Consider the following 1,059-nt stretch of genomic DNA (forward strand, 5'->3'; position numbering starts at 1 on the left):
TTACGACTTGGTGCGCGATAGCTGAGTGACCCGCGTCGATCATGAAGATGGCCGTGCGGGACGATCATGATTGTGACGTCAGGATGGGCCCGCACGGCCTTGTCGCATCGTATCTTCACCGGGATCGGGCGACGCAGGCTGGCCAAGTTGATCGCCGAACTGGGCGAACCGTGGACCGCTCAGCGGGAATCTCGCCTGCACGATCGTCGCGGCCGGGCCAGGCTGCGAGCCGAAGGCGCCGGCCCGCACCACGACCTGCCGTTCACCGACCGGGTCATCGTCACCCTGGTCGCGTTACGCTTCCAACTGCCGCACGCCGCCCTGGCCCTGCTCTACCGGGTGGACCGGTCCACGATCACCCGCGCGGTCGGTGAGATCCGCCCGCTGCTGGCCGCCCGCGGGTTCGCCGTACCCGGCAAGCCCGGCGTACGGCTGCGGACCCTGGCCGACGTGTTCGCCTACGCCGCCGCCGAGAACGTCGAACTACGTATCGACGGCACCGAAGTCCAGGTCCGCCGCCCGAAAGCCGGCCGGCCCGGACGGCGCGCGTTCGTCTCCGGCAAGAAGAAGCAGAACACCGGCAAAGCCACCGTGATCAGCGACGACAAAGGCCGGCTGCTGTGGTGCGGCGCGGTCCGGCCCGGGCGCATGCACGACGTCACCGCCCTGCGTACCGAGGGCATCGAAGACCTCCTGCAGCAGCACCCCGAGGTCAAAGCCCAGGTCGACTCCGGCTATCAAGGACTGGCCCGCGACTACGGCGACCAGGTCACCGCCCCACCGAAGAAACCCGCCAAGACCGCCGACGACGACCAGCGCGCCGCCTACGAGACCACCCGCCACGCTCAGTCATCCCAACGGATCTGTGTGGAACACGCCATCGCCGAACCCAAGCAATGGCGACCACTACAGCGCTACATCGGACGCCGCGACCACTTCGAAGACACCGTCCTCGCCATCGCGGGACTGGTGTCCGACCGCGCCGCTGAGCGGTAAACAACTACCACCAGAACCGCCCAGACGAGCCTGATCAGGCATCAATCGCGCACCAAGTCGTTA

The 1,059-nt window shown here is 67.5% G+C and carries 1 protein-coding gene; it reads left to right on the top strand.

What is annotated here, in order from left to right:
• Nucleotides 1-147 precede the first annotated feature (147 nt).
• Complete coding sequence (locus AB0I88_RS41350; RefSeq protein WP_361037791.1) at nucleotides 148-996, top strand: transposase family protein; 849 nt, start codon at nucleotides 148-150, stop codon at nucleotides 994-996.
• Nucleotides 997-1,059 lie beyond the last annotated feature (63 nt).

Source organism: Actinoplanes sp. NPDC049802 (assembly GCF_040656595.1).
Classification (GTDB): Bacteria; Actinomycetota; Actinomycetes; order Mycobacteriales; family Micromonosporaceae; genus Actinoplanes.